We start from the raw sequence: 21,740 nt of genomic DNA, 5'->3' as shown, positions 1-21,740 counted from the left end.
ATACATTTGAATTTTATCAATTTGTGTTGGTTTAACCTTTTTATTAATTCAAAAAACACATAAAAAAAGAGTACCTAAATAGGTACTCTTTTTTAGCTTTCAATTAGTTGAAAGTTTTGAAACGATCAGCATCATTAATAAATGCTTTTTCGCCTGCTGGTGCTTCAACTGAACCAAATACTAATTGAGCACGTAGTTTCCAAGTTGCAGGAACATCAAAAGCTTCAGCAGCTTCTGCATCAACAATCGGGTTATAGTGCTGTAAAGATGCACCTAAACCAAGCTCTGAAAGCGCAGTCCAAGTTGCAAATTGAGCAATCGCACTTGAGTGTTCAGACCATACTGGGAAGTTATCTGCATATAATTCGAATTGCTCTTGTAAGCTTTTAACAACTGCTTGGTCTTCATAAAATAAAACCGTACCAACGCCAGCTACAAAGCTATCAATTTTTGTGTTTGTACCAGCAAAAGCTTCAGCAGGAACAATTTTACGTAATGCTTCACGAACCAAATTCCAGAATTTAGCATGTGATTCACCGTATAGTGTCACCACACGTGAAGATTGCGAGTTAAAAGCTGAAGGACTATGTTTAACCGCTTCACGAATAGTTTCTTCGATTTTTGTGCGATCTAATGCAACATTTTTACCAATTGCATAAATAGTACGACGATTTTTAATTTTATCTAAGAAAGTAGACATTTTGTTATTTCCTACCTATTGATTGACCAAGGGCCGTTGTTTGGGAATGAATACAGTGTATTAAAGTCATTTTTCATAATCAGCATTAAAAATATGACAGTTCGTTTTATTTTCGCAACAATAAAAAAAGATATACATATAAAAAAAGCTTCACGTTTTAGTGAAGCTTTTGAATGCTAACAACCGTTTTACTTATCAGTTTCAAACAGCGCCGCAACAAATGATTTAGCCGAGAATGGTCTTAAATCATCAATTTTTTCACCAACACCAATAAAACGAATTGGCACATGGGTACGACTTGCAATATTAAAGAGCACACCGCCTTTTGCAGTCCCATCCAGTTTGGTAATGGTAATCCCAGTTAAACCTACAGCTTGGTCAAACTCTTGCACTTGGTTAATCGCATTTTGCCCTGTACCCGCATCTACTACCAACATAATTTCATGGGGTGCAGTTGCATCAATTTTTTGCATCACACGTTTAACTTTTTTGAGTTCTTCCATCAAGTTACTCTTATTATGTAAACGACCTGCCGTATCTGCGATTAATACGTCAATTCCTTTAGCACGAGCACTTTCAAAAGCATCAAAAATAACAGAAGCACTATCAGCTCCGTGACCTTGAGCTACCACAGAGATATCATTACGTTCACCCCAGATCTGTAATTGTTCTGTCGCTGCGGCACGGAACGTATCCCCTGCAGCCAACATCACTTTTTTACCTTCACCTTGCAAACGTTTCGCTAATTTACCAATCGTTGTGGTTTTACCAACACCATTTACCCCAACCATTAAAATCACATAAGGCGATTTGTTAGGATCAATATGTAAAGGTTTAACACGTGGGGCCAACAAAGCAACCAACTCTTCTTGCAACGCTTTATATAAAGAGTGGGAATAGATCAAATCACCACGAGCTGTACGCTCTGTTAAATTGGTAATAATCGTTTTAGTAGCTTCAACACCAATATCTGCAACTAATAATTGCTCTTCGACTTCTTCGAGTAACTCATCGTCAATTTCTTTTCCGCCAATCAAGATATTGACCATACCATCAGCGAAATTACGACGAGTTTTGGTTAAACCTTCTTTCATCCGGCCAAAAAAACCAGTTTTTGGTTGTTCAACCGCAGTTTCTGTAGAAGCTAATTCAACTTTGGCTGCTTCAATATTTTCTTGCGATTTAACAGGAGATTCAACGATGGGAACATCGATAGCAGGTAAATTAGGTAATGTGACATCGTCATCACCGATCTCAGCATCTATCAAGAATTTATTTTGCATATTCGATTGTTGCTCCATGCGGATTCCTTGAAAAGCAGCGCGTTTAAAAAGATAAAGTTTAGCATAAATTCAAAATTTTGCCTGCCACAATAGTGCTCAAAAAGCTTTGGAAACCAAGATTTAGCCTGATTAATCCAATTACTGGGTATCTTCCTGAGCGAGTGCCGGATATTGCTTAATATGAGCACCCTCAAATTGGTAAGCATGCATTAACTTTAAATAATCTGCTCGATGAATTTCTGACTGAGCTATAAGCAACTCAGCCATGTCTTGAGTTCTTGGATAAGTAGCCTGATGAGAAAGTTGTATAATTCGTTGATATTGATCCGGACTAATAGGCCGAAGTAATGCTAAATATGACAGCACAAAAATACAGCCAATGACAATAACCACAAATAGGTTAAAACATTGATCAACTTTTAACTCAGACTTTAATTTAAGAAAATTTTGTTTGAATATGAGCATGACCTACCTCGAATTAGTGTAGTGTAGGGTTCAATACTCATAAGTACAAGATCAAACATCCAGTAAGGTTAATAATCATACCTTACTGGATAGTATGAATATGCTTAACTTATTAGTGAACGAATGACGGAAAAGTATAAAATTGCCGCAATAATCACTAAGACTAAAAACATAGCAAAAATACTTAACCCTTCTTCTGCATCTGCTGGATGCAATTCGTCTTCATCAGCAATTTTTCGAAGTTCCCCATCATAAACTTGATAAAACCAGTTTTTTTGGGCGGGTTCCAAATGACCAGCAAAATCAAACACCCTTTTGCGCTGTGCAAGACAGTAATCCCCTAAATGGATTTCCTCATGAAAAATAGCTTCATCTAATAATTTACGGTGATAATGGGCCAGTTCTATGATTTGTTCCTCTTTAGGAGGCGTGTCAAAAACAAAGCCGTCGATTGTATTTGTCATATTTTATTCTCCTTGTCTTTTATTCTCATATTGATTTTAATCAAAATTATTTGTGAATAATGTTTAATCATGTATCCTAATAGTGAACTAAACGAAATGACAAATAGTTGACAAATCCATCAATTTGTAATATTAGTTTAATAATTCTAAGTTAAATTAATTTAAAGGCACTAGCCTTTATAAAAAAGTAATCATAATTACAATAAGGAGTTTTCTATGATTCAACGTATCTCTCATCATGATTTAGAACATGTATATGCAACTGCAGTAAACACAATTCACTCTCAAATGAATTTCCAAGATGCGGTTGCACAGTTAGAAGAAGTTGCTCGCGCTGGGCATGGTAAAGCCGCTCTATTCTTAGCAGAATTGTATTATCAAGGTTTCCGTGTTGAACGTGACTCACTTAAAGCACAATATTGGCAAAAGTTAGCCACAATGCAAGCATAAAAAGACGTCACTTAGGTGGCGTTTTTTTATGTCCGTAAAAATTTGATATAAACCAATTCATCCCTATCTCTTCTTACGCTTTACTAAAGCTTTAATCGCTTTGTTTTGCTCAGGTAGCGTTTTTTGTACCCGTAAAGACCCCAAAGTTATCAATTTATCTAAAGCCTTACTTCGCCACTTCAGTCATGGCTCAGGTGGCGTTTTTTTTACATCCGTAAAAATATTCTATAAATATAATTCGCTATGCACTTCATTTGTCTTACGCTAATGTCAACGCCTTAATCATATTGACGTTCTCAAGTGACATTTTTTATAGCTGGGAATATTTGTTTACGATTTGATACCTGTTTAAACTGAAATGTCATCTGATTTTTCTATAATAAGCAAGATAAGTTAAGAACCATTAAATTGACAATGAATAGTTTAAGCAATCTGCAACCGGTTTCAAAAGACTTGATGATTAAAATTTATATTTTAAGAACTATGATGTATTGCGGAGTTCTCTGGGGATTATTTCATCAGGGCTGGGCAATTAAATCAGATCAAGAAGACTTTATTTTTCCTTTTTGGCTCAATGGATTGCAAGCTCACCGCTACGCTAAAGAACATTGGCCACATTACAAACCTAGAAGAATTACTCCTAAAGATTTTCACGAGTCTTTATTACCAACTTTAACTCGACTCAACGTTACACCAGCTTTGTTTAATTCTTCTCATCGCAAGTTGAAATTATCTACACAACAAATGCAACATTTCTTTTTTAAACAGCCGCACTGGCAAGGAGCCTAAAGTTTTCTTTAGGTTCTTAATCTCTATTAGAATGCTTTTTGAACGCTTGAGTGTAAAACTTGTATTTGAATGACTATCAAGTCTTTGCATTTTTATAAAATCAAGCTAATTTAAAACAAAATGATAAAACACAGGACAGAAGAAATGACAATCGTTGCACAAGTAATCAAAAACAAATCAGAGCAAGATATTTTTACAATTTCTCCTGAAGCCACTGTCCTTGAAGCAATTAAGATCATGGCTGATAAAGGAATTGGTGCGTTAGTGGTAGCCGAAGGTGAAAAAGTTGTCGGAATTTTATCTGAACGTGACTACACACGAAAAGTGACACTGATGGAACGTTCTTCATACAGCACTACAGTTGCTGAAATTATGACATCTAAGGTGCTTACAGTAAGTCTAAACAACACAGTTGAAGAGTGCTTACAGCTTATGACAGATCGCCACTTACGTCACTTACCTGTATTAGACAATGAAAAATTAGTTGGTTTTATCTCTATTGGTGACTTGGTAAAAGCAGCAATGGAAGACCAGAAAAATTTAATTGAACAGTTAAAGCAGTATATTTCTGGTTAATCATTCGAAATAAAAAATGGGCATATAGATGCCCATTTTTAATACTGAAACTTAAAGATAATTATTAATCAAAGCGACTAAACGTTCTAATAAGTCATCAGCCTGTGCTTGAGTCATATTAATAGGTGGTAAAAGACGAACTACAGAACCTGCTGTAACGTTGATAATAAGCTTGTGTTGATCACGAGCAATGGCAACGAGTTCAGCACAGTCTTTAGGTAATTGAATACCAATCATCATACCAAAACCACGCACCTGAACATTCTTGTCAGCTAACTGTGTGCGAAGTTGATCAACAATATAGCGTCCTACTACTGCCGCATTTTCTACAGCATTTTCTTTTTGAATTGTATCGATTACCGTATAAACCACACGAGAACCTAATACAGTACCGCCATAGGTAGAACCATGGCTACCAGGTCCTAATAGACCAACAGCTTTGCCTTGTGTCATTACTGCTCCTACTGGAAAGCCATTTCCAAGTCCTTTCGCAGTCGTCAAAACATCAGGCACAATGTTGGTATGCTGATATGCAAAATATTTACCTGTACGACCATTCCCTGTTTGAATTTCATCCAACATCATTAGCCAGTTGTGCTGATTACAAATATTACGGACTTCTTCAAGATAGCTAAAGCCTTGAGGAGCAGTATTAATACCACCCTCACCTTGAATTGGTTCAATCAAAATTGCAACAATATCTGGATGCTGCAATGCAGCTTCTTGAATTGCTTCTACATCACCAAATGGCACACGAATAAAATCATTGGTTAAAGGAGCAAAACCATCTTGTACTTTCTTATTACCAGTTGCTGAAAGTGTTGCTAAAGTACGACCATGAAAAGATTGTTCTGCCACAATAATCTTTGGTAAACGTACGCCTTGTTGAGTACCAAATTTACGAGCAATCTTAATCGCACCTTCATTTGACTCAGCACCACTATTTGAAAAGAAGATTTCTTCCATACCAGAAACCTCTGCAAGCTTCTGGGCAGCAGCAGTTTGCCAAGGAATTTCAAATAGATTACTGGTATGCACAAGGGTTGCAGCTTGTTCAGCAATTGCTTCTGCAATAACTGGGTGTGCATGACCTAAACCACATACAGCAATACCCGTTAAAGCATCTAGATATTCTGTACCATCTTCAGTATATAGATATGCCCCTCGGCCTCGTACAAAACTGATCGCTTGGCGACCATAAGTAGCCATTAAGTGTGATGGTTGATCAGGTTGTATTGGAGCTAGGGTAATATCAGTCATAACGAACTCTGTCTGTATGAGGTTTTTAGAAGGGTTTATATAAACAAAAACTGGCTCTGATGAAAAGTCTCATCAATCATTTATCTAAAATTTCGTCCGCTTTTCGCTATCACTTCGGTTTATACAATAAAATATTGAATATTCAATGCAACTTTAAGCATTAAGGTGGTTTGCAAAGCAACATAAACACCCCCTATAATGCTGCTAGATTAGTTGAGGATCTATTTATGACTGAACAAGCACGTGATACTGAAGCGTTAATCCGCGATCAAATTGCGAAGCATCCCGTTTTACTTTACATGAAAGGCACTCCACAGTTTCCACAATGTGGTTTCTCTGCACGTGCTGTAGAGGCGCTCAGTCAAATTGGTCGTCCATTTGCATATGTAAATATTCTGGAAAATCCTGATATTCGTGCAACTTTACCAGCAATTGCGAATTGGCCTACATTCCCGCAACTTTGGGTAAATGGCGAACTTATTGGCGGTAGCGATATCATGCTTGAAATGTTCCAAAATGGCGAATTAAAACCATTAGTTGAACAATATAGCGCTGCACCAGAAGCGTAAATAATAAAAAAGCCAATCAATAGATTGGCTTTTTTATGTTCTTAATTTTAAAGATCGCTTACCCCAACATAGCGGAATAAACCTTCCACACCTAAATCAGATTTTAAAACAATCAAATTTTCATAAGCTGTTGTAGTCAAAGCTTCAAAAATATTCATGTTTGGATCTTCGTGTAACTCATCCACGCTCTGGCTCATACACTCTTCAAATCGATCTGCAACAAATTCAAAGCCCAAGTCCATCGCAATAAATAAAGTATGTTCGCATGGCTGAACATACTGTTCTTGTGCCCAGTCAATTATCGCTTGTTTGCAAAATGGACACTCAATATTTGCAGAGGCATCGTTAAGTTCTATCAGTTGATAAGGCATCAGATTTGAAAAGTAGAGAAAAATATAGTGTAGAAGAAAATGATGAATACTTCTATAACAATGTCTAAAGCTACTTGAAATACATACGTTAAAATTACAACGTAATTACAATATAATTTCAAAAAGCTATTTCTAGCAATGAGTAATGAATTTATTCCCCACTTACAAAAAATTTAGTTTAAGAATTATCGTTGCAAAAATAATAATGTAAAATCATGGTTGTTGCAGAAATAGGATATTTTAATGCTCACCGATCTTGATGATTTTTATTGTTTTGCTCTTGTTGTTGAGCATGGTGGCTTTAGTGCTGCTGAGCGTGTAACGGATATACCAAAATCAAAATTAAGTCGCCGCGTTTACAGCTTAGAGGAAAACTTGGGGGTCCGCTTAATCCAACGTAGTTCTCGTCATTTTGCTGTTACAGATATTGGGATGGATATTTACAGACATGCTCAAGTCATGATGAATGCCGCTCAAGCTGCCCATGATTTGGTTGATCATTTAAGCATTCAACCTAGAGGTGTAGTGAAGGTTAGCGTTCCTGTTGATATTGCTCAAAATCAACTTCCAAAAATCCTACCTGCTTTCTTAAAAAAATATCCAGAAATTCGTTTGCAACTTATGGTCAGCAACCGTCGAGTTGATGTGATTAATGAAGGGATTGATATCGCTTTACGTATTCGCTCAAAACTTGATGACGATCCAAGTTTAGTTCTTAGACAGTTTGCCCTTATACAACAAAGCCTATTCGCAAGTCAGGCATATCTAAATGAGTTTGGAGATATAAAAAATCCAGAACAACTTAGCGAACATCGCATTTTAAGTTTATCTGAAGAGCATCTTGATCAACAATTCATCCTGCATGGACCTGACAATCAACAGAAAAAAGTGAAAGTTAGCCCAACAGTAATGGGCACAAATATTCACATGTTAGCGCAATTGGCTAGTCAAAGCTGTGGTATCGCTTTATTACCTGAGAGCGCAGCACAAGATTTCGTAAAATCTGGGCAACTCCTACCAATCTTACCCGAATGGAAAGCACCACATGGTGTATTCCATGCAGTTTATCCATCACGCCGAGGGTTACTACCTGCTGTTCGAGTATTTATTGATTATTTAGTAGAAAATCTTTCTGAGCGTTAAAATAAAAAAGTTCGATAATTTATCGAACTTTTTTTTATATTTTTCAAATTGCAGGATAGCTTCCCACACCTTCAGGCCATGGGGTTAATAGTTCAAAACCAGTATCTGTTACTGCAACCATATGTTCCCATTGAGCAGATAATGAATGATCTTGAGTAATGACGGTCCACCCATCATTTAACTCTTTCACTTGCGGTCTACCTGCATTTACCATTGGCTCAATGGTAAAAACCATTCCTTTCTTTAAGACCAAACCTTGCCCACGCTGCCCATAATGCAAAACATTAGGTTGTTCATGATAGACCTTACCAATCCCATGTCCACAATATTCTCGAACAATACTATAGCCTTCTCGATGAGCAACCGACTGAATAGCATAACCAATGTCACCTAATGTAGCTCCTGGCTTAACAGTGTGAATACCTGCAACCATGGCCTCATAAGTTGTATCAACTAATTTTTTTGCTTGTGGATTTACATTACCCACAAAATACATGCGGCTCGTATCACCAAAATAACCATCTTTAATAATTGCGACATCAATATTAATAATATCGCCATCTTTTAAAATTTTATCCGGCGATGGTATGCCATGGCAAACAACTTCATTGACTGAAGTACATATCGTTTTTGTAAAACCGTGATATCCCACATTAGCAGGAATAACTTTTAAATTATTTACAATATAGTCATTACAGAGGTTATCTAAATACTCAGTAGATACGCCCGGTTTTATATAGGCCTCTATCATTTCTAAAACTTGTGCAGCCAAGCGTCCAGAAACTCTTAACTTTTCCAGATCTTGTTCAGTTTTAATGGTAACAGTAGAAGCTCTCATTCAATTCTATCCTCGCAGACAAGAAACATGCCCTTCCCTACAAAAACCTAAGGTAATTCAAAATATTTTAGGATGAATATAAGTCAGACCAAAAGCCTAAAATGCTTAAATATTCGGCATTCACAATAAAAATTTATGTTTTTATTCTTACATATTTTTTATAAAAAGTCAGAACTTAAAAAGAAGTTCTTTTCTCCTTTTTATGGCTTTTCAAGTACATACTTTAACCAAACAAACGCTTATAACACTATATATGGTTTTAACCACCTGAAAAAAAGCTTTTTCACTTAAATTAGCCCTTGAACATGATTACTTTTGCTCTAAAATTCCTTCTTTTTTTATTAACTTTAATTTATGCAACATCTTCGTACCGGAGATATTATTGCCTTAGGTTTTATGACCTTTGCCCTTTTTATTGGGGCTGGCAATATTATCTTTCCTCCCATCGTTGCTCAACAAGCTGGTGAGCATGTATGGTTAGCTGCACTAGGCTTTTTAATTACGGCTGTCGGCTTACCTGTAATTACCATCATGGCACTCTCTCGTATGCAGGGTTCCATTGAAATTATTAGCTCTCCCTTAGGTCGAGTAGCAAGTCTGATTTTAACTGTTGTTTGTTATTTATCAGTCGGCCCTCTATTTGCTACCCCACGTACAGCTACTGTTTCTTATGAAATTGGTTTTTCCTCTTATTTTGGAACCTCAAGTAGCAGTCTTTTAATCTATAGCGCAATTTATTTTTCATTTGTAACTGTAGTTTCACTTTATCCAAACAAGTTATTGGATACTGTAGGACATGTACTTGCCCCGCTAAAAATTATTGCTTTAGCAATTTTAGGTATTGCAGCAGTGATGATTCCAGCAGGTTATGTACCAGCTCCGATCAATCATTACGTCACATCTCCGGTTTCAGAGGGTTTCGTAAACGGTTATCTCACTATGGATACGTTAGGTGCACTAGTATTTGGTATCGTTATTATTCAAGCGATTTACTCTCGCGGCGTTACTGATAAAAAGTTAGTCACCAAATATGCAATTATTGCCAGTCTCATTTCAGGTGTTGGCCTTACTTTAGTTTATTTAAGCTTATTCAAATTAGGTTTAGGTAGCCATGAAGTAGCACCAAATGCAGCAAATGGCGCAGTAATTTTACATGCATATGTACAACATGCTTTTGGAAATATGGGTTCATTATTCTTAACTGGACTAATCTTTTTAGCATGTATGGTTACAGCAATTGGCTTAACTTGTGCGTGTGGTGAGTACTTTGCTCAGTTAACGAAATTACCATATAAGCTTTTAGTGTTTATTTTAGTTGGTTTCTCTTTCATTATTTCGAATCTTGGCCTAACTAAACTGATTGCTATTTCAGTACCTGTCTTAAGTGCAATCTATCCACCAGCAATTGTAGTGATTATGCTGAGCTTCTTCTGGAAATTTTGGCATAAGCCTTCTTTTATTGTCGGTTCAGTAACAAGTATTGCTTTAATTTTCGGTATTATCGATGGTCTTAAAGTTGCAGGCTTCAGCAATTATTTACCTGAATTCCTTCAACATTTACCATTAAATGAACAAAACTTAGCTTGGTTGATCCCATCTTTAGTTGTTCTTGCAGTTACCGTAATTATCGACAAAGTTAAATTCAAAAGCATTTAATCTAGTGACTTTTTTGAAATCGAGTTTTATCCAAACATGATTTTATATATTGAATAGAATGCTGTGTTTACCCAACCAGCATTTTATTTCCACACTAGTTTTTGATGACAAATCAACTATAGATATAATTAATTTTTACTGTAAAATTACACTAAAATAATTTTTAGCTACTCAGGAAAGAAGAGCAACAATGAAAACTAAATATTACCTAACATTAGCAGATGCAGAGTTTTTAATGGAAGAAGCTCAAAAATATGCAATTGAACACAACTTTAAAGTCAGCATTGCGATTGTTGATGAAACAAGCTCTCTATTATTCATGAAACGATTAGATGGTGCTTCTCCTCTAACTACACATCTATGCCTAGAAAAAGCAAAATGCGCTGCAATATCAGGTAGACCTTCAAAATTTTACGAAGAACTTCTAAAAAGTGGGCGTCTTGGTTTCTTAAGTATGCCTAGTGCTCAAGGGATGTTAGAAGGTGGAATACCGATTATTTATGAAGGTGAAATTTTAGGTGCTATTGGTGTATCGGGTGTCCAATCTTTTGAAGATGCAGAAATTGCTCAACATGCAATCGATATTTTTTTAAAAAAAATATAATAGCTAAAGCAAAATCACAGGAAAGAGAAATTAATACACTTTTCATTTAAATAATTTCTCTTTTCTAAAAGAATAAGTATTTCATACAAAAATATTAAACATTTACTTTTTTAATACCTTAAACCTTTATAAATATAGAGGTTTTTATAAAACTGCTCAAAAAATTTTCTATTTGCTATTGAACTGAATCAAAAATAGCAGTACAACATTAAACTTAAAACTTATTCTTGACTAAAACATTAGGTTTTAGCGCAACCACAAGGAGGGATGGAGATGTTATCATTACATTTCAACAAACAAGTCTTCATTAACACTCTGAACAGCAAAGATTCAGTTGTTTATGGAGTAACACCGCTTGCTCTTATGCTGACTTTACTGTTTCAAGGTATGATTAAAGGAAATCTGAAACCCGAATACTTTATGTATGCGATGGTCGTTTCTTTCATATTTTGTGTGTGGGCCTTTGTCGATCATAAGATGCGAAAACTAGCTAAAAGACGTCTTAGTCAACAAAATTTGAATTCTTAAAAAATGGATGAGTAATCATCCATTTTTATACACCTATAAATAAAAAAATTGTTCCAATAACTAAAATAGCTGTAGCCAATAATTCAGTCACAATTAATCCCACCATCATTAAAGACATTATCCACGAAGGTAAATTAAATCTGCCCAACCGATGGGGAGTTTTGAATTGATTTGTCGTGTCCTGTAAACATCCATGTATGATATAAACCAATATTGAAAAGCTAAAAAAGAAAATATTCGCTAACACACACCACAAAGCAATATTTTCATTTAAAACAGTAAAATAGCTCAATACAGCAAGAATGAGACTAGCAGCCGCATACAGCAAGCTACTACGATGAGCAATGTCAACATAATAGTGAGCACGATGTAACTCTGAACGGCGTATTTGCCAATACTTCCAAACCCCTGTGAACATTCCTATCCATAAAAATATGCCACTAAACACAATTGCTAACTGTACAGCTTTCGATAAATCCATCTTTTTTCCAATTATTCGTTTTATTAAAATTTAATGAGCTGTATAGCACAAATCTTGACTTTATAGTCACATTTTAATCAAGTTTCGTTTTGGAACTCATGTAAATTAAAGTCATTAATAAGCTAATCATTACGTAATATTATGGATAACACTTTTGAATCATTTTGGATGACCTGCGAAGACGGTTATCAACTTGCTGCACAATTTTATCCAACTCAATCAAAGAAATCGGTACATCCTGTTTTGATTTGTCCAGCAACAGGTATTACCAAAAACTTTTATCATTCTTTTGCTACATGGTTAAGCCAGCAAGGCTATGATGTATTAAGCTTTGATTTCCGTGGAATTGGAGATTCATTGCATGGGCCGTTAAAGCAAAGTACAGCGAGTATTAATGATTGGGGAATGCTTGATATCCCTTGCGCAATTGAAACTTTATTAGAAAAAACCCAAGCAGAAAAAGTTACTCTTCTTGGCCATAGTGCGGGTGGGCAACTGCTAGGGATTGTGCCAAATTTTCATAAAGTAGCAAAAGTTGTTGCAGTAGCAGGTTCTACAGGCCATGTAAAAGGACTTAAAGGTAAAACAAAATTTCTAGCCCCTGTCATGTTTAACGTTATCTTTCCAATTTCGAGTACTTTAAAAGGCTATGGTGCTACTCAATTTATTGGAATGGGTGAAAACTTACCTAAGAAAGTCGCACAACAATGGAGAGAGTTTTGTAGTCACCCAGGCTATGTGAAAAATGCTATTGGTAAAACTATTTTTCATGACTTTCATAGTGAAATTATTTGCCCTATTACTTCAATTTGGGCAAGTGATGATGAAATTGCCACTCAACACAACGTTGCAGATTTATTAAGTTTATACCCGAATGCATCTACTAAAATGCTAGAACTGAACCCGAAAAAACTCGGCTATAAATCAATTGGGCATATGTTAATGTTTAAAAAATCACATCAAAAGCTGTGGTCAGTCTTAGAGCAAGAAATTCAATAGTAATTTAAATTCTATCCTTTAGTTTTTGCCTCTATGCCCGTAATCCGGTGTAGAGGTTTTTTTATTATTAGCAGTCCCCTTTTATAAAATAACTTTATTAAATTTATAGTTACTATAAGAAACTAAAATATATTAAGTCGTGATTCCTTTGTATTTTTAATAAGCATTATTTACGTAAATACGTCGATATAAACTTAAAGTTCTGCTATGGTAATTTGTCTGAAGCTGTTGTTTAAAAACAGGTAAACCAACCTATTTTAATACAAACAGCTTCTTTTTTTCTGTTTTAGTTAAAACCTAAGAAATTGTTCAAGGATAAGTATGCTAGCACTCGAGCCTCGACATATTCATATGAATCAACATGCTGTTGATAAAAAGCATGCATTACAGTGTCTAGTAGATATATTAGTAAAAGATGGGTTAGTTACGCCTGAATATATAACAGGACTCATCAATCGTGAACAACAAAGCGCTACCTATTTAGGCCAAGGTATTGCTATTCCGCATGGTACGCCACAATCTCGTGAATTTATTTTAGAAACAGGTATTCGGTTAGCTCACTTCCCTGAAGGAATAATCTGGGATGGGGAAAACACGATTTATTTAGCTGTTGTTATTGCAGCAAAATCTGATGAGCATTTACAAGTACTACAAATATTAACTAGAGCGTTAATGCAGGATGTAAGCGAACAAGTAAAAAATGCGACGCAACCTGAGCAAATTATTGAACTATTACAAGCTCAACCTCTATCCTTAACTCTGCACGAAAATTTAATTCAAACTGAAATTGAATCTCAAGATATCGAAGACTTATTGTGGTCAGCCTCTCAAATTCTCAAAAAACATAATTTCGTAAAATGTGGTTTTTTAAGCTCACTTGAACCAGATCAAGTTATCCAGTTACAAGACCAGATCTGGTCTATTTCTAGTAGTAAGTTTGTTCAACAGCCAGCAATCAGTATTGTAAAGCCACGCCATGCTTTAGATGTAGGTGGGCAAAAACTGAATACACTCGTCTGTATTGCTGCCAATGAGCAGTTAGATAGCCAAAGATTTAACCGACTTATTGATATTTTATTTAACCCAGAACAAGTCGCACAGCTAGATCAAACACAAGCACCAAATGAGATTGCTAAAATTATTGGTGCAGATGTTATTCCAGATTGGCCTCATCGTTCGGTTGTATTAGCCAATGCCCATGGATTACATGCTCGACCAGCGACTCATTTGGTGAACTTAACTAAAAGTTTTAAAGGTGATATTCAGGTCGCAGTAGACGATGGTAATTTTGTTTCGGCCAAAAGTTTAACGCGCCTCTTGGCTTTAGGATGTAAACGTGGCCAGACTTTACGTTTTATTGCCGAGCCAGAAACAGATGCTGTTGAAGGTTTAGATAAAGTTATTCAGGCCGTGCAACAAGGCTTAGGAGAAGAAGTTGAACCTATTCAATCTTCAGATACCCAAGAAGCTCAATCACTTCAAACAGTAAAGTCATTACCGAAAACATTGAGTACAAATACAGGTATTCCAGCTTCTAGTGGTCTAGCTTTTGGCCCCGTGCATGTCATCAAACCTAAGGTTTATCAATATGAACGTATGGGTTTAAGCGTTAAAGCAGAAAAAGAAAAACTTGATATTGCTCTTCACGCAGTTAAAAACAATATTCACCAAGTTATTGCAAAATCTGAAGTAGCTGAAATTAAGCAAATTTTCCAAGCGCATTTGGAAATGCTAGACGACCCAGATCTTATTAATGGTGTTTATCAAAAGATTAACTTAAACCTTTCTGCTCCTGCTGCTTGGCATGAACATATTGAAGCAGCAGCTAAAGAGCAAGCAGCTTTACCAGACCGATTACTGGCTGAGCGTGCTACAGACTTACGTGATATTGGCGATCGGGTTTTAGCACAGCTCTGTGGTGAAGTTATTATCGAAGAGCCTAAAGAGCCTTATATTTTGATCATGTATGATGTGGGCCCTAGTGATGTGGCTCGCCTTAATAAAGATCGAGTAGCGGGCATTTTGACAGCTGTAGGCGGTGCAAGTGCACATAGTGCTATTGTTGCTCGTGCTTTAGGTATTCCTGCAGTTGTTGGTGCTGGTGAGCAAGTACTAGAGATTGAACAAAAGAGTTCTCTTTTAATTAATGGAGACACAGGAACTTTTGTATTAAACCCTAACACTCAGCAAATCGAACAAGCAAAACAAGAACGAGAGCTTCAACAAAAAATTCGTGAAGAGGCTGAACGTCACAGCCAAGAACCTGCGATTACCGTAGATCAACACCAAATCGAAGTTGCTGCAAATTTAGGAAAAGTTCAAGCTACAGCTCATGCAGTTGAATGTGGCGCAGAAGCAATTGGCTTACTTAGAACAGAGCTTGTTTTTATGGCTCATAGCAGTGCTCCAAATGAAGCTACCCAAGAAGCAGATTATCGTGTTGTGCTAGATGCCCTCGCTGGTCGCCCACTTGTAGTACGTACTCTTGATGTAGGTGGTGACAAACCACTTCCTTACCTTCCAATTGCTGAAGAAGAAAATCCATTTTTAGGCCTAAGAGGTATCCGTTTGACACTAAGACAGCCAGAGCTGTTACGTCAACAACTTATCGCTTTGCTTAAAGCCGCAGATGATCGTCCTTTACGAATCATGTTTCCAATGGTTGGCCGTGTGGAAGAATGGCGTGCTGCCAAAGCTATTCTTGACGAAGTTAAAACTGTACATCCATGCGCCAACTTACAAGTTGGTATTATGATAGAAGTTCCTTCTGCTGCTTTACTTGCTCCTATTCTTGCTCAAGAAGTGGACTTTTTCAGTATAGGAACAAATGACTTAACCCAATATACTTTAGCTATTGACCGTGGTCACCCTATCCTATCGGCTGAAGCAGACGGCCTTCACCCTAGTATTTTGCAATTGATTGATCACACTGTAAAAGCTGCACACAAACATGGCAAATGGGTGGGTATATGCGGAGAACTCGCAGCTGATCCAAAAGCTGTACCGATTCTTATGGGATTAGGCGTAGATGAGCTCAGCATGTCTCCAAATAGTATTCCTTTAGTAAAAGCCCAAATTCGTACACTTAACTACAGCCAAGCTCAAGCGCTTGCAAAACGCGCACTAGAATGTGAGAGCGCCACTGCTGTACGTCAGTTATCCGAACAAGAAATCTAAAGATTAGGAACAGTAATGGCTAAAGTTCTAACAATTACTTTAAATCCTGCAATTGATGTAACGATACAACTCAATGAGTTACAGGTTGGTGAGGTAAATCGCCAAGAATCTGTAGAGATACATGCAGCAGGCAAAGGATTAAATATTGCACAAGTTTTAAAAGATTTGGGGCATGAAATTATCGTTTCTGGCTTTCTAGGAACAATGAACAAACAAATTTTTGATGATCATTTTAAAGAAGCTCAATTCCAACCTGAGTTTATTTATATTGAAGGCGAGACTCGTCAAAATATAAAAATTGCTGAACATTCTGGACGTATGACAGATTTAAATGGAAAAGGTTTCTTAGTTTCTGGACTAGATAAAAAGAACCTCTTTCAAAAAATTGAAATGATTTTGCCACAGGTAGATGTAGTTGCAATTGCTGGGAGCCTTCCACAAGGTTTTAGTGTTGATGAATTACAGCAACTTATTAAGCTCATTCAGCAGCAAGGGAAAAAAGTTGCACTTGATACAAGTGGTAAAGCATTGGTCGCTGCAATTGAATGTCAACCATGGATGATTAAGCCAAATACAGATGAGTTAGTAGAAAGTTATCAACTTCCTGCAGAGACTTATGCTGAACAAAAAAAGCTTTTTGAAAACTTAGCTAAAATTGAGCATGTCGTTATTTCGATGGGCGAAGACGGTGTAAACTGGCTACACGACACTCATCCACTTCATGCCAAAGCCCCTAAAGTAGTAGTTAAAAGTACTGTTGGTGCAGGTGACTCTCTTTTAGCAGGTATGATTCATGGCTTAATAAATGGCTTCTCTGATGAAGAAACATTAAAAACTGCTACCGCAATCGCAAGCCATGCCGTCACACAAATTGGCTTTCGTATTCCCAATGCTGAAACGCTAGACCAGTTAAAAGCCCAAACTACAATCAATTCATTGAGTGAATCTGATGCTAACTGCTAAACATTTATTATTTGTCATTAATAGTCCGCAACAGCAAGTCAATGCTTTGATTTTAGCTCGAAAACTTGCACAAGTCGCATCCCAACAGGGTTATCCAAATAACATTATTTCGCTTGATGAATTCGAAATAAGTGAAAACTTTGATCAAGTCATTGTTGTTGGACAACGCCCGAAAGATCTTAATAGTTTTGGTACACATCCATTATCTTTCATTAGCATTGAAGAGATAAAAAATGATGCTCACACAGCTTTCCAAACTGCCTTAGATCACTTTAAGCTAGCTCAAGATTGGCTAAGTGATAATAGCTTGGCAGTAACTACTACTAAAAAGTTTGTAGCAATCACTGCGTGTCCTACGGGTGTTGCCCATACTTTTATGGCTGCCGAAGCTTTACAACAAGGTGCAGAAAAGCTTGGGTATGAGATTGAAGTAGAAACACAAGGTTCTGTTGGTGCAAAAAATATTTTATCAGCTCAAGCTATTACTGAAGCGGACATTGTGATTCTTGCTACTGACATTGAAGTTAACACAGACCGTTTTGTAGGTAAGCGTGTCTATCGGTGTGGTACTGGCTTTGCTCTAAAGCAAACAGATAAAGCCTTTGCTGAAGCAATCAGCAATGCACAAGTTTTAGAACAAAGTAAGCAACAAGCATCGACAGAAAATAAAGATAAAACCGAAAAAGTTGGCGTATATAAACATCTCTTAACTGGTGTTTCTTTTATGCTACCTATGGTGGTGGCTGGAGGTCTGTTAATTGCTCTCTCCTTATGCTTTGGCTTAAATGCTGCTGAGCAAGCTGGAAGTTTACCAGCCATATTAAAACAAATTGGTGCTGCGGCATTTATGCTCATGGTTCCGATGTTATCGGGCTATATCGCCTACTCAATTGCTGATCGCCCTGGTCTTGCACCTGGTTTAATTGGAGGGTTACTCGCCTCTCAGCTACAAGCAGGTTTTTTAGGCGGTATTGTTTCAGGTTTTCTTGCAGGTTATATCGCACTATTTATTGCTAAAAAACTTAAACTTCCTAAAAGTTTAGAGGCACTTAAACCGATTTTAATTATTCCATTATTAGGTACATTATTTGTCGGTCTGATTATGTTCTACGTGGTTGGACAACCTGTAGCACATATTTTCGAGCTAATGAAAGACTTCTTAAATAACATGGGTACAACAAATGCTGTGTTAATGGGAATTATATTAGCCAGCATGATGTGTATCGATTTAGGCGGTCCAATCAATAAGGCAGCCTACGCTTTTACTGTCGGATTGTTGACAACAAATACCTATATGCCAATGGCAGCAACAATGGCGGGTGGTATGGTCCCTGCAATTGGTATGGCCATTGCGACTTTCATTGCTAAAAATAAATTTAGTACAGGAGAGAAAGATGCAGGTAAGGCTGCTTTCGTATTAGGTTTATGTTTTATTTCAGAAGGTGCTATTCCCTTTGCGGCTAAAGACCCAATGCGTGTTATTCCAACTTGCATTTTAGGTGGCGCTGTAACTGGAGCACTTGTTGCATTATTCCATTGCGAATTAGTTACTCCTCACGGCGGTGTATTTGTTCTTTTAATTCCTAATGCGATTAATCATGCTTGGTTATATCTTGCTGCCATTGCAGCAGGTAGTATTGTTACAGGCATAAGCTATGCCATTGTTAAGAAAAAAATAGAAGAAAAAATTGTGACCACTGCATAATTAAAAAAGGGAGAATATAAATTCTCCCTTTTTTATAAGTTTTATATGCTTAATTAAAAATCTTAAATTGAAGAGTATTCAATAATCAATTTTATATTATTCATATCACTTAATTTGAATAGCTCTTGCCATAATCTGTGTTGGCATGTCCTCTGCCAACATTACAGTTAAAGTAGGCTCTTTTTGCGATTTAGAAGATAAATTCTGAGACTCTAAAACTGTATTTACATCTTTTGGAGCTAATTTAAACATTGCACCCGTTACAGGATCTACAATTAAAATTCCAATTAAACCGCCAAAAAGAATATTACCAAAATACCAACCACTTAATGTCCCAGTAACCTCTACAGTTTTACTTTGATAACCTGCTTTACTAAAACTCACCTGATAGCTTTCAGGTTTAAAATAACCAGCTCCTTTTTTCAAGCTTACAGTGGCTGGAGTTTGACCAGTATGGATTTTTACTCCTTTACGATTTTTAATCTCAATTGTTGCAGACTCTGGAACACTAGTGAAAGTGACTGTTTGTGAAGAACCAGAAACAATAGTTGCACAACCATTAATTCCCAAAGTTAAAGCAATCAACGAAGTAAGTAATAATTTTTTCATGATTAAGCCAAAAGTTTTATCAGTATTTATTGGAATGCGCACTATAGTAAATGAAACAAAAAATAACAATTAAAATACAATTTATTAGAGTAACAATTAAGCAATCATCTAAAGTAAGAGTTATTAAAAATATAATTTATAGACAAAAAAGCTAAAATATATAAGGTTCCCATTCCACCAGATATTTAATTTTATATATAACAATCAATAAGTTAATAAATAAATCAAATTTATTTCACTAAATAATAGATGATTCATGTTAAATGTATGGTAAATTCCACACACCATAAAACAAAATAAGTTATTGATATTTGTAAATATTTATTATTTAAATATCTTGATTTTTCATAATTATGACTTTAGAGACAAAAACTATCTCGTTCAATGCCACGTTCAAATCATAATTTTTTTTCTACGATGCGCTTGTAAGCCAATATCGTTCAATTAACGATCAAGCAAGCCTAGATGCAATCTTGTATATCTGTTCAAAGATTTTAAGGAATTAATGACTATGACTCATCAAGTCACATTAACTTTCAACAAACTTTGACTATAGAAGAAGAGTATTTTTAGTTTATGCAAAGTATAGAGAAACTTATCAATATAAGGTCCTTTAAACCATGTCATTGTTAAATTTAGCTATATAAATTTTGCTCACCAAGTAAAGTCCTGATATAACTTGCTTGATGAAACTATATTTTTCAACTATTAACGATAGTTCACCAGAAATGCGATCCACCAAGGTATGGGGAAAAGTCAATGACAAAGAAGTATGCGCGTTTTTTACCTACAACAGAATCTTTTACTCTTGAAGATTTTCCATATTATTGGATTACTCAAGTACATGCTCAGTATGTACAAAATATTGATAATGCTTTGAAAAAATATGGTTTAGATAACTCACGTCGACGCATTATGTTGGCTTTAAGTAGTAAGCCCCATGCGAGTGTTTCTGAACTTTCGGATATGATTATTTCAAAAATGTCGACGACCACCAAGATTGTTTATCGTTTAAAAGATGAAGGTTTGGTGGAAACTTATTCTTGTCAGACCGATGGTCGAATCACCCGCGTAGTACTTACAGACAAAGGTACTGAAATGATCAATAAGATTAATGATTTAACCAGCGTAGTACTCGAACAATCTTTCGAAGGTATCACCCCTTTGCAATTAGAAAAAATGATGGAAAGTTTAAAATTACTTTTAAAGAATCTTTCTCGTTAAAAATAGCATAGATATCTTATTAAGCTCTCTTAGGAGAGCTTTTCTATTTTAAGCTCTCGTCTGGGTATTGATAGAAACAACACATCACATAAAATAAGCAATTAACTTCTCATCTGTTGACTTGAGTCCTTAACTCCAGTAGAAATTCTCTTTCAATAACTGCATAGCAAATTTTTGAAAATGGCTAAAAGAAAATACAAAAGTGACAAGTTTCAAGTGCGTCGTATTAACCGTCAATGGTGGGTACTTGAAAAAGACCTTGAATCAAACTGCTATTTAAAACATGAACAAGTGGCAACAAAGACCTTAGCAAACAACTATGCTGATGATTATATTGAACAATATTATATGAATCTTTATATTCAACAAGAGTTGAAAAAACCTGAAACTGCATAAAAAAGCCATTTGGCTTTTTTTTATTTTTAATATTTAAAGATTATAAAGTCAAAAATTAAGGATAAAAAAAACCTACATCTTGGGGAAAATGTAGGCTATAAAATGCACAAAAAGGAAATATATATCCTTCTTGATGGAAAGAATTTTACGATAATATAAGCCTTTATTTTATATTACTTTTGTAAACTTAATAGTGGTTATTGTATTTATTTAGACTTTTAAAAACCTCCCAGTCTTTATATATAGTGGTTAAATTTTGGCTTATTAAGATTTTAATCCTCACAATTTAATCCTTCTCATTTTTATAATTTATTTTCATGGCTTTTATTAAAATAGTTCTGCAGAGACAAATATAAGCTTCTGTTTTAATAAGTTTTTTACAAAAATAAGCATAAATCTTTTTTTAACTTAAGACAGATAAAAATCAATAAATAACAAAAACATAAATTAAATATTAAGTATATAATTTATTTAAGATCTCAAATTTAGT

23 protein-coding genes are annotated in these 21,740 nt (G+C 35.7%); 14 read left to right on the top strand and 9 right to left on the bottom strand.

Going from position 1 to position 21,740, the window contains the following annotated elements; translation table 11 throughout:
* Positions 1–103: 103 nt before the first annotated feature.
* The 4 genes from QLG01_RS12160 to QLG01_RS12145 form a co-directional block, all read right to left on the bottom strand.
* Positions 104–700, bottom strand: a complete 597-nt coding sequence (locus tag QLG01_RS12160) for a nitroreductase family protein (protein ID WP_009392698.1) — start codon at positions 698–700, stop codon at positions 104–106.
* Positions 701–888: 188 nt separating this feature from the next.
* Positions 889–2,001: a signal recognition particle-docking protein FtsY gene (ftsY, locus tag QLG01_RS12155; RefSeq protein ID WP_004791946.1), complete on the bottom strand. Its 1,113-nt coding sequence runs from the start codon at positions 1,999–2,001 to the stop codon at positions 889–891.
* A gap of 120 nt (positions 2,002–2,121) precedes the next feature.
* Positions 2,122–2,448, bottom strand: a complete 327-nt coding sequence (locus QLG01_RS12150; RefSeq protein WP_005306180.1) for a hypothetical protein — start codon at positions 2,446–2,448, stop codon at positions 2,122–2,124.
* A gap of 104 nt (positions 2,449–2,552) precedes the next feature.
* Positions 2,553–2,912, bottom strand: a complete 360-nt coding sequence (locus QLG01_RS12145) for a hypothetical protein (RefSeq protein WP_004791942.1) — start codon at positions 2,910–2,912, stop codon at positions 2,553–2,555.
* A 216-nt stretch (positions 2,913–3,128) separates the two neighbouring features.
* Here QLG01_RS12145 and QLG01_RS12140 point away from each other — a divergent pair, with 216 nt between their 5' ends.
* The 3 genes from QLG01_RS12140 (at position 3,129) to QLG01_RS12130 (ending at position 4,727) form a co-directional block, all read left to right on the top strand.
* Positions 3,129–3,362 carry a hypothetical protein gene (locus QLG01_RS12140; RefSeq protein ID WP_002121063.1) on the top strand — a complete coding sequence of 78 codons (234 nt, stop codon included), beginning with the start codon at positions 3,129–3,131 and terminating at the stop codon, positions 3,360–3,362.
* A 414-nt stretch (positions 3,363–3,776) separates the two neighbouring features.
* Positions 3,777–4,151 (top strand): DUF2750 domain-containing protein, encoded by a 375-nt coding sequence (locus QLG01_RS12135; protein ID WP_005306184.1) that lies wholly within the window; start codon positions 3,777–3,779, stop codon positions 4,149–4,151.
* 144 nt (positions 4,152–4,295) lie between these two features.
* Entirely contained in the window at positions 4,296–4,727 is a 432-nt protein-coding gene (locus QLG01_RS12130; RefSeq protein WP_004791938.1) for a CBS domain-containing protein, read from the top strand.
* Positions 4,728–4,778: 51 nt separating this feature from the next.
* On the opposite strand, the gene QLG01_RS12125 is transcribed toward QLG01_RS12130, so the two are convergent.
* Entirely contained in the window at positions 4,779–5,987 is a 1,209-nt protein-coding gene (locus QLG01_RS12125; protein ID WP_004791935.1) for an aspartate aminotransferase family protein, read from the bottom strand.
* A 227-nt stretch (positions 5,988–6,214) separates the two neighbouring features.
* Between QLG01_RS12125 and grxD the strand changes: the two genes are divergently transcribed.
* The gene (gene grxD, locus QLG01_RS12120) at positions 6,215–6,556 is read left to right on the top strand and encodes a Grx4 family monothiol glutaredoxin (RefSeq protein WP_005306190.1); all 342 of its coding nucleotides are present in this window, start codon (positions 6,215–6,217) and stop codon (positions 6,554–6,556) included.
* Between the two features lie 47 nt (positions 6,557–6,603).
* Here the strand turns inward: grxD and QLG01_RS12115 are convergent, their stop codons facing one another.
* Positions 6,604–6,927 (bottom strand): hypothetical protein, encoded by a 324-nt coding sequence (locus QLG01_RS12115; protein ID WP_013197636.1) that lies wholly within the window; start codon positions 6,925–6,927, stop codon positions 6,604–6,606.
* Positions 6,928–7,170: 243 nt separating this feature from the next.
* On the opposite strand from QLG01_RS12115, the gene QLG01_RS12110 reads away from it, so the two are divergent.
* Positions 7,171–8,070, top strand: coding sequence for a LysR family transcriptional regulator (locus QLG01_RS12110; RefSeq protein ID WP_192453955.1), 900 nt, complete (start codon positions 7,171–7,173; stop codon positions 8,068–8,070).
* A 43-nt stretch (positions 8,071–8,113) separates the two neighbouring features.
* Here QLG01_RS12110 and map read toward each other — a convergent pair whose 3' ends face one another.
* Positions 8,114–8,908, bottom strand: a complete 795-nt coding sequence (map, locus tag QLG01_RS12105) for a type I methionyl aminopeptidase (RefSeq protein WP_282496529.1) — start codon at positions 8,906–8,908, stop codon at positions 8,114–8,116.
* 354 nt (positions 8,909–9,262) lie between these two features.
* Between map and brnQ the strand changes: the two genes are divergently transcribed.
* The 3 genes from brnQ to QLG01_RS12090 all read left to right on the top strand — a co-directional run bounded on the left by brnQ (position 9,263) and on the right by QLG01_RS12090 (position 11,696).
* Entirely contained in the window at positions 9,263–10,564 is a 1,302-nt protein-coding gene (gene brnQ / locus QLG01_RS12100) for a branched-chain amino acid transport system II carrier protein (RefSeq protein WP_049836864.1), read from the top strand.
* A 190-nt stretch (positions 10,565–10,754) separates the two neighbouring features.
* Positions 10,755–11,168 carry a heme-binding protein gene (locus QLG01_RS12095; protein ID WP_192835703.1) on the top strand — a complete coding sequence of 138 codons (414 nt, stop codon included), beginning with the start codon at positions 10,755–10,757 and terminating at the stop codon, positions 11,166–11,168.
* A 273-nt stretch (positions 11,169–11,441) separates the two neighbouring features.
* On the top strand, positions 11,442–11,696 hold the full coding sequence (locus QLG01_RS12090) for a hypothetical protein (protein WP_004791919.1): 255 nt from the start codon (positions 11,442–11,444) through the stop codon (positions 11,694–11,696).
* Positions 11,697–11,721: 25 nt separating this feature from the next.
* On the opposite strand, the gene QLG01_RS12085 is transcribed toward QLG01_RS12090, so the two are convergent.
* Complete coding sequence (locus QLG01_RS12085) at positions 11,722–12,177, bottom strand: hypothetical protein (RefSeq protein ID WP_282496528.1); 456 nt, start codon at positions 12,175–12,177, stop codon at positions 11,722–11,724.
* A 141-nt stretch (positions 12,178–12,318) separates the two neighbouring features.
* Here QLG01_RS12085 and QLG01_RS12080 point away from each other — a divergent pair, with 141 nt between their 5' ends.
* From QLG01_RS12080 to QLG01_RS12065, 4 genes are all read left to right on the top strand, one after another.
* Positions 12,319–13,176 (top strand): alpha/beta fold hydrolase, encoded by an 858-nt coding sequence (locus QLG01_RS12080; protein WP_282496527.1) that lies wholly within the window; start codon positions 12,319–12,321, stop codon positions 13,174–13,176.
* A 321-nt stretch (positions 13,177–13,497) separates the two neighbouring features.
* The gene (gene ptsP / locus QLG01_RS12075) at positions 13,498–16,353 is read left to right on the top strand and encodes a phosphoenolpyruvate--protein phosphotransferase (protein WP_282496526.1); all 2,856 of its coding nucleotides are present in this window, start codon (positions 13,498–13,500) and stop codon (positions 16,351–16,353) included.
* 15 nt (positions 16,354–16,368) lie between these two features.
* Positions 16,369–17,316, top strand: a complete 948-nt coding sequence (pfkB, locus tag QLG01_RS12070; protein ID WP_282496525.1) for a 1-phosphofructokinase — start codon at positions 16,369–16,371, stop codon at positions 17,314–17,316.
* Positions 17,303–19,021 carry a fructose-specific PTS transporter subunit EIIC gene (locus QLG01_RS12065; protein ID WP_282496524.1) on the top strand — a complete coding sequence of 573 codons (1,719 nt, stop codon included), beginning with the start codon at positions 17,303–17,305 and terminating at the stop codon, positions 19,019–19,021. Before pfkB ends, QLG01_RS12065 begins: the two co-directional genes overlap by 14 nt.
* A 105-nt stretch (positions 19,022–19,126) precedes the next feature.
* Here QLG01_RS12065 and QLG01_RS12060 read toward each other — a convergent pair whose 3' ends face one another.
* On the bottom strand, positions 19,127–19,630 hold the full coding sequence (locus QLG01_RS12060) for a hypothetical protein (protein ID WP_013197626.1): 504 nt from the start codon (positions 19,628–19,630) through the stop codon (positions 19,127–19,129).
* Positions 19,631–20,389: 759 nt separating this feature from the next.
* Here QLG01_RS12060 and QLG01_RS12055 point away from each other — a divergent pair.
* Together QLG01_RS12055 and QLG01_RS12050 are read left to right on the top strand one after the other, a co-directional pair.
* Positions 20,390–20,854, top strand: coding sequence for a MarR family transcriptional regulator (locus QLG01_RS12055; protein WP_004791909.1), 465 nt, complete (start codon positions 20,390–20,392; stop codon positions 20,852–20,854).
* A gap of 180 nt (positions 20,855–21,034) precedes the next feature.
* Positions 21,035–21,250 carry a hypothetical protein gene (locus QLG01_RS12050; RefSeq protein WP_005306224.1) on the top strand — a complete coding sequence of 72 codons (216 nt, stop codon included), beginning with the start codon at positions 21,035–21,037 and terminating at the stop codon, positions 21,248–21,250.
* Positions 21,251–21,740 lie beyond the last annotated feature (490 nt).

Source organism: Acinetobacter sp. V89_4 (assembly GCF_029967875.1).
Lineage (GTDB): Bacteria > Pseudomonadota > Gammaproteobacteria > Pseudomonadales > Moraxellaceae > Acinetobacter > Acinetobacter oleivorans.
The sequence above is the reverse complement of the archived record's forward strand: the minus strand, read 5'-3'. Positions and strand labels throughout refer to the sequence as shown.